The sequence below is a fragment of the Halochromatium sp. genome (assembly GCF_046541315.1).
Lineage (GTDB): Bacteria > Pseudomonadota > Gammaproteobacteria > Chromatiales > Chromatiaceae > Lamprobacter.
In genome coordinates this window covers 1-6,508 of sequence record NZ_JBKHDN010000159.1, presented here as the reverse complement: position 1 = coordinate 6,508, position 6,508 = coordinate 1, and the positions used below count along the sequence as shown (strand labels likewise).

Here is a 6,508-nt window from a genome sequence, read left to right as displayed (position 1 = left end):
CGGAACAAAAGTTGCGTTGGTTTCAGGTCGGCGTTAGAGTCGACTGGTAGCGATTCCAAGGCAAGCGCGGACTTGTCCATGATGAATCGCAAGGAGACGAGTCGCAAGGAAACCAAGCCCCAAGGCCGAGGGGCAGGATAACCAGGATCGATCCAACACCGATCGCTTCCCTACAACAACAGGTCGCAGAGGCCCCATGGCTCATGCGGCACGCGAGCCCGTCGACGGGCCGGGAATGGAGTTTCATAATGAACGAGACGAGCAACTTCAACGATTGGGTCGCCAGCATCGAGCGCGGTGATTGCGGCTTTACCTACGTCCGCTTCTACGCCAACGCGCCGGCTTGGGTGCGCAATGAGGCGATCAACCGCTTCGGCAAGGGCACCGTCTTCCTGCCGCCGCGCCAGAACCGAATGCCCAACAGCGCCGCCGCCTGAGCCTGGGGTCCGCGAGCCATAGCCTCTGGGCGCGCCGCGGCGCATTCTCCCTGCCGAGTCCCGCAGGCGCAGTCCAGGACCCGCGGGCTCAGTCCAGCTCCTCGCTGGCAATGCGCGCTTGGGGCACCCCAGCCGCGAGCAACGTCGAGACCACCGCCTGTACCGCGCTGCCCGGACCCGCGATGTAGTAGCGGTTGTCTGGCAGCGCCTCGAGATCGGATTCCAGCAGCGCCAGCAGGTCGTCACAGGCAGCGTCGACCAGCGGCGTGAAGGCAAAGTTATCGAGCGTTTCGCGCAGCGCCCGGCACCAGGGCTGATGATCGTGCATGCGCGGCGCCGGCACCGACCAGTACAGGTGGAAGGCCTCGATACTGTCGATCGAGACCGCGTGCTCGATCAGGCTCTTGATCGGCGCGATGCCGTCGCCGAGCGCGATGAACACGGCCGGCTCGGTGGCATCGGCGAGCACGAAGTCCCCATAGGGGCCGGTCAGGGTCACCGGCTGGCGTGGCGTCACCGTCTCGAACACCGCCTGGCTGAAGGCGTCGTCGCCTTGGCGCAGGGTGAACAGCAGATTGCGCCTGTTACAGGGACAACTGGCGATCGGCAGCTCCTGCTCAGGGCCATCCGCTAGCCTCAGCCGGGCGCGCTGTCCGGCCATGAAGCGCAGCGTATTGGTGCGCGGGGTTTGCACATGCAGCAGCATCAGTCCGCCGGATTGTGGCTCCAGCTTGCGGATCTGGGCCTGGATCTCCTGCTCCGGCAGATCGGCCGGCGAGTGTGCCTCGGCGGCCTCGAGTTGCAGGTCGGTGACCGCCGTGTGCGAGCAGGTGAGCAGATAGCCCATCTGTTTCTCGCGCTCGCTCAGCACATAATCGTGCTCGCGCAGCCGATAGACCTCGCCGCTGACCAGCCGCGCCTTGCATTCGCCGCAGTTGCCGCTGGCGCAGCCGTAACTCAGCCGCAGGCCCGAACGCACCGCCGCCTCGAGGATGGATTCGTTACCGTCGACGAAGAACTCGTGTCCCGACGGGATCATCTTGACACTGGCGGACATGATGCGCAGGAAGCTGTCTCTCGCAAGCAGTTGGGTCTGTGCTGCCTCGACGGCGCTCTCGGCCAGATCCGTGCGGCGCGTTTGCAGCCAGGCGCTGAGGTCGCGTAAGGCCTGGGCTTGAGTATGGGTTTGGGTCTCCGCAGCAGCGCTCGCGCCGCTCTTGTCTCCCGCGTCCGCCGCCATCTCATCGAGCCGCGCTCGGACCTCCTCCAGTAGCTGCTCCAACGCCTCGACCCGGGCGACGCGCTGCACCAGCGCCTCCGCCAGCGCCTTGATGCGGGTGATCAGCACCTGCTGACTCGGCAGCCGGGTGTCCTCGTCATGGCTGCGCGGGTAGGCCTCGGCCTTGATCTGTTCGACGCGCTCGAAATCGCCACTCTGCTCCAGGCTGACGCTGGGGTAGACGCGCAGCAGATCGTTGATCGCGACCTGGCCCTCGAAGGTCTCCATCTCGCCATGGCGGATGCGCTTTTGGATCTCGGCGCGGGTGACGCCGGCAAGGCGTGCCGCGCGCGAGAGACTGAGCAGCTCGGTCATCTGGTAGGCCCTCTTGGGATGACCGTGGCGGTCGCGTCGGCTTCTGATGCTGCGAGTGCGAGGTGCATGCGTGTCGGGTCTCTCAGAACAGCCGGTTGAGCCCGTTCAGGGCCGCGACCCGATAGGCCTCGGCCATGGTTGGGTAGTTGAAGGTGGTCTCGGCGAAGTACTCGATGCTGTTGGCGCTGCCGGGCTGCGACATGATCGCCTGGCCGATGTGGACGATCTCCGAGGCCTGCTCGCCGAAACAGTGGATGCCGAGGATGGCCTTGGTCTCGCGATGGAACAGGAGCTTGAGCATGCCGACCGTGTGGCCGGTGATCTGGGCGCGGGCGATGCTCTTGAAGTGGGCCTGGGCGACCTCGTAGGGGACCTTCTCGGCGGTCAGCTCGCGCTCGGTGCGGCCGATCGAGCTGATCTCCGGGACCGTGTAGATGCCGGTCGGGAATTCGTCGATCAGCGACCACTCGCAGTCGCCATCGGCGATCACCGCGCCGACGAAGCGGCCTTGGTCGTAGCTGGCGCTGGCCAGCGCTGGCGGGCCGGCGACATCGCCGACCGCGAAGATATGCTCGATCTCGGTGCGATAGGACTGATCGACCTCGATCTGGCCCCGGCTGTTGGGCGTCAAGCCGATCGCGTCCAGGCCCAGATTCTCGGTATTGCCGCTGCGGCCATTGGCCCAGAGCAGGACGTCGGTCTTGAGCTTCTTGCCCGATTGGCAGTGCAACACGAGGCCGTCGTCGCTGGGCTCGACGCGCTCGTAGGTCTCGTTGTGGCGGATCACCACGCCTTGCTCGCGCAAATGATAGCTGAGCGCGTCGGTGATCTCGTTATCGAGGAAGGACAGCAACCGCTCGCGGGTGTCGACCAGATTCACCTTGACGTCCAGGCAGGCCATGATCGACGCATATTCGCAGCCGATCACGCCGGCGCCATAGATGGTCAGGCTGCGCGGGGTGTAGGGCAGGCGCAGGATCGAGTCGCTGTCGAGCATGCGCGGATGGCTGAAATCGACATCCGGCGGATGATAGGGCCGCGAGCCGGTGGCGATGACGATGTGCTCGGCCTCGATCTCCTCGATGACGCCATCCGGGCGGCGCACCTCGATCCGGTGCGGAGCGACGAAGCGCGCGCGGCCGAACAGCAGCTCGACACGATTGCGCTGATAGTAGCGATAGCGGGTCTGCACCTGATGGTCGATCACCGAATCGGCGGCGCGCAGCAGGTCCGGGAAGGCGACCTCGACCTGATCGCGCGTGTGCTGGAACAAGGGATTGCGCCGATAGTCGGCGAGCATTTGAATCGAATGGCGCAGGGCCTTGCTGGGGATGGTGCCCCAGTGCGTGCAGCCGCCGCCGACCTGGTCGTGGGCCTCGACCACGGCCACGCGTTGCTCGGCCTTGGCCAGCTTCATCGCCGCGCCTTCGCCGGCCGGGCCGGTGCCGATCACGATGCTGTCGAAGGTTCGCACTGCCATGCTGTCTCTGCCTCGGCGCGCGCGGGGGCGCGCCCTGCTGGAAAGCGTTCAGGTTAGCATAGGCCGGTCGCTCGCTTGCGGGTCCCCATCACGGGGCTTGAGCACCCGCAAGGCGCCGGGCCGGCTCGCATACAAAAGCGGGGTCTTGAGGCGCAGGCGCTCGCCATCGTTCATCACCACCAACGTCCGTTCATTGCGGGTCTCGATGCGCAGCGCGGCGGCCTGTTGCTGGAAGATGCGAGGCTCCTGGCTCCAGTCGCCTTGCATGATCCGCAGCGCGAGTCGCGGCAGCTCCCACAGCGGGCCTTGATGCACCCCATAGAGACCGAGTTGGCCGCTGTCGAGGCGGTCGCGGCTCGGGTAGGGCCGCACGTGCGCGCGGATCGGGTTGTTGGTGATGACCAGCGCGCGCGTCTCGACCTTCAGTTGCGCGCCGTCGAGCCAAAGGCGCATGCGGTGGTAGGGGTAACGCCAGAGCAGGCGCAGCGTCTTGCGGGCGAGTTCCAACGCGGCCGGCACGAAACCCTGACCCCGGATCGCCTCGCGCGTGCGCGCAAGGGCGGTGGTGAGTCCGATCATCGAGGCACAGAGGAACGGCTGTCCGTTGACGCAGCCAACGTCGATGGCGGTGACGGCCGGGTCAGCGGTGAGCGCAGCGATCGCCGCCTCGGGCTCTAGCGGGATGCCGAGATCCCGGGCCAGCAGATTGGCCGTGCCGAGCGGGATGATGCCGAGCGCGACCGGTTGCCCGAGCAGCTGCGAGGCGACCGCCAGCACCGTGCCATCGCCGCCGAGCACGAAGACCCGCTCGCTGCCCGCCGCCAACGCCGCCTGCAGGTCTTGCCGCCAAGGCGTGGCCGCCTTGTCATCGTCGCCAAGGTTGAGGATGCTGACGTGGCCTGTTCCAGCCCCCAGCCGCGCGGCGAGGCGATCGGCGAGGGCCCGGATGTGCGAGGCGCCGGCGCCAGCGCGATGGTTGACGACGATGACGGTCTGGGACATGGTGTCGCGCTTGGATCCTTAGAATCGAGTGGAGACAGACAGGTGATTGGTATCGAAGTCGGTGGCCTGCTCGGGTTGTTACATCTGATCGTTGTGATCTACGCCTTTGTCAAGATCGTCCAGAGCGGTGCCGGCACCCTGGCCAAGGTGCTGTGGATCGTCGTGATCCTCTTGCTGCCGCTCCTCGGTCTGATCCTCTGGTTGCTGTTCGGGCCGAGCTGAATCCCTGCTCAGGAGATCGAGGCGCGGCCCATCCTGGAGACGAACCGTTTCGCGCGCGCCGAGAAATCTCGGCCCCCGACCGCTGATGAGGTCGAGCATCGCGAGGGCGCGGGCGAGCACCTCGCGCGCGCGGACCCTGAGATAACCGGTATGCGCGGGATCGGCCGCCGCGAAGCCGCGCGCGTCGAGCCCGAAGCGACGCGCGAGGAAGATCGCGCGGGCCGCGTGGAAGCGCTGACTGACCACCAGCACGCGCTCCAAGCCGAACACCTCCTTGGCGCGCACCATCGAGTCCAGCGTGCGGAAGCCGGCATAATCGAGGGTGATGTGCTCGCCGGGAACGCCAAGCGCCATCAGATCCTTTTGCATCGAGATCGGCTCGTTGTAGTAGCGGGTCGCGTTGTCGCCGCTGACCAGGATGCCGCGCACCCGCCCGCTGTGGTAGAGCGCTGCCGCCGCCTCGATACGGGCCTGATAGAAGCGATTCGGCTTGCCGTGCTGGCCGCGCGAGGTGCCCAGGATCAACGCGATTTCGGTGGGCTCGACCTCGGCGAGGGTGTCAGTGATCGCGCCGCGCGTCGCCAGGGAGATCCGCAGGTCGATCAGGGCGAGCGCCGTCAGCAGGCCGACGAATCCGAGCCCCAGCAGCGACAGGCCGCCGCGCACCCATCGGCGCCAACCGACCGCCCTGGCCAAGGGCGCGGCCTCGGTGTCCGACGGCAACGGCTTGCCGGCTGGGCGGGGCTCATGCTCGGACATGCGCGGCGGCGACCAGCCTCTGCGCTGTCTAGGGCAGCGGTGTCGGGCCGTCGTCCCCGGACGGCTCGATCCTCGCATCGATCTCCGGCAGGTCTTCCGATGGCAGTTCGCTCGGCTCGATCGTCACCGCGCTGGTGGTCTGTTCGGCATCCTCGGTGTCCTTCGCATCCCGCGCCTGGCGTTCAACGGCGGCCTCGGCCTTGCAGGTCTCGGCAAAGCATTGGGCGAGCTGATCCATGATGCAGCCGGTCGCGGGGATGTTGGCATCCGCTGCGGGATATTGGAGCAACACCTGATTCATGAACTCATCGTTGGAGATATCCCCCCGATAGAGGGCGCTGATGAGGTCGTCGAAGGCCTTGTCCTCGCCGAGCAGGGCATCGACCGTGCTGTCGCCGACGCTCATCGGACCGCAGCCGGCGCGGGCCATGTCCCGAAAGCTAGACTCGGTGGGGCGGTGGAAGGGATTGCCCAGATAGACCGACGGATCGGTGATCCTGCCCGGGTTCGCGCAGCCGCCGAGCGCGACGAAGAGGGCGACCGTGAGCGCGGTCGGCAACCCGGGCCAGGAGGATTTGCGCGCGCGTCGGCCCAGGGGCCCTGCGCGCCCCGGGAGGGCGTCGCTGGGCTGAAGGCGCTGTCGCTGTGACTGAGGCATCGGTGCTCCTTGTGCGGTTATTCCGCGATCTTCGTGCTGATTCATATCGCATTGTAACGACATCTGATAGGGTCGAGCGAAGTCTTGTCGTCGCGCGCCAGCGCGCATGGAACAGCCGTGAGAGTAGGTTTTCCCCTTATGTCCGCATCGGCCCCGTTGACGTACCGCGTCATCCCCCAGCGTCCCGAGGCCCATTGCTTCGAGGTTGGGCTCGAGATCCCCGAGCCCGCGTCGCCCAGTGTGCGCGTCTCGCTACCGGCCTGGATTCCCGGCAGCTACATGATTCGGGATTTCGCCCGCAATCTGTTGCGCATCGAGGCCGAGCAGGCCGGGCGCCCGCTCGCGATCGAGAAGCT

General features: G+C 66.6%; 6 protein-coding genes and 2 pseudogenes. 3 read left to right on the top strand and 5 right to left on the bottom strand.

Going from position 1 to position 6,508, the window contains the following annotated elements:
• Positions 1-248 precede the first annotated feature (248 nt).
• A complete protein-coding gene (locus tag ACLFQI_RS10490; protein WP_410759137.1) occupies positions 249-437 on the top strand; it encodes a hypothetical protein in 189 nt (62 codons plus the stop codon).
• A gap of 88 nt (positions 438-525) precedes the next feature.
• On the opposite strand, the gene ACLFQI_RS10485 is transcribed toward ACLFQI_RS10490, so the two are convergent.
• From ACLFQI_RS10485 to ACLFQI_RS10475, 3 genes are all read right to left on the bottom strand, one after another.
• Positions 526-2,031, bottom strand: a complete 1,506-nt coding sequence (locus ACLFQI_RS10485; protein ID WP_410759136.1) for a 2Fe-2S iron-sulfur cluster-binding protein — start codon at positions 2,029-2,031, stop codon at positions 526-528.
• Positions 2,032-2,113: 82 nt separating this feature from the next.
• Entirely contained in the window at positions 2,114-3,511 is a 1,398-nt protein-coding gene (gene sthA / locus ACLFQI_RS10480; protein WP_410759134.1) for a Si-specific NAD(P)(+) transhydrogenase, read from the bottom strand.
• A gap of 48 nt (positions 3,512-3,559) precedes the next feature.
• A complete protein-coding gene (locus ACLFQI_RS10475; protein ID WP_410759132.1) occupies positions 3,560-4,513 on the bottom strand; it encodes a diacylglycerol/lipid kinase family protein in 954 nt (317 codons plus the stop codon).
• A gap of 45 nt (positions 4,514-4,558) precedes the next feature.
• Here ACLFQI_RS10475 and ACLFQI_RS10470 point away from each other — a divergent pair, with 45 nt between their 5' ends.
• Positions 4,559-4,735, top strand: a complete 177-nt coding sequence (locus ACLFQI_RS10470) for a PLDc N-terminal domain-containing protein (protein WP_410759139.1) — start codon at positions 4,559-4,561, stop codon at positions 4,733-4,735.
• 183 nt (positions 4,736-4,918) lie between these two features.
• Here the strand turns inward: ACLFQI_RS10470 and ACLFQI_RS10465 are convergent.
• Both ACLFQI_RS10465 and ACLFQI_RS10460 read right to left on the bottom strand, forming a co-directional pair.
• Positions 4,919-5,494: pseudogene (locus tag ACLFQI_RS10465) on the bottom strand (vancomycin high temperature exclusion protein); the annotation flags it as partial.
• A 28-nt stretch (positions 5,495-5,522) separates the two neighbouring features.
• Positions 5,523-6,053, bottom strand: coding sequence for a hypothetical protein (locus tag ACLFQI_RS10460; RefSeq protein WP_410759131.1), 531 nt, complete (start codon positions 6,051-6,053; stop codon positions 5,523-5,525).
• A 237-nt stretch (positions 6,054-6,290) separates the two neighbouring features.
• Between ACLFQI_RS10460 and ACLFQI_RS10455 the strand changes: the two are divergent.
• A pseudogene (locus ACLFQI_RS10455) lies at positions 6,291-6,508 on the top strand (peptidase M61); the annotation flags it as partial.

Bases quoted from the DNA above. Each gene is read 5' to 3' on its own strand.
- sthA (WP_410759134.1), bottom strand. From the start codon at position 3,511: ATGGCAGTGCGAACCTTCGACAGCATCGTGATCGGCACCGGCCCGGCC.
- ACLFQI_RS10475 (WP_410759132.1), bottom strand. From the start codon at position 4,513: ATGTCCCAGACCGTCATCGTCGTCAACCATCGCGCTGGCGCCGGCGCC.
- ACLFQI_RS10485 (WP_410759136.1), bottom strand. From the start codon at position 2,031: ATGACCGAGCTGCTCAGTCTCTCGCGCGCGGCACGCCTTGCCGGCGTC.
- ACLFQI_RS10490 (WP_410759137.1), top strand. From the start codon at position 249: ATGAACGAGACGAGCAACTTCAACGATTGGGTCGCCAGCATCGAGCGC.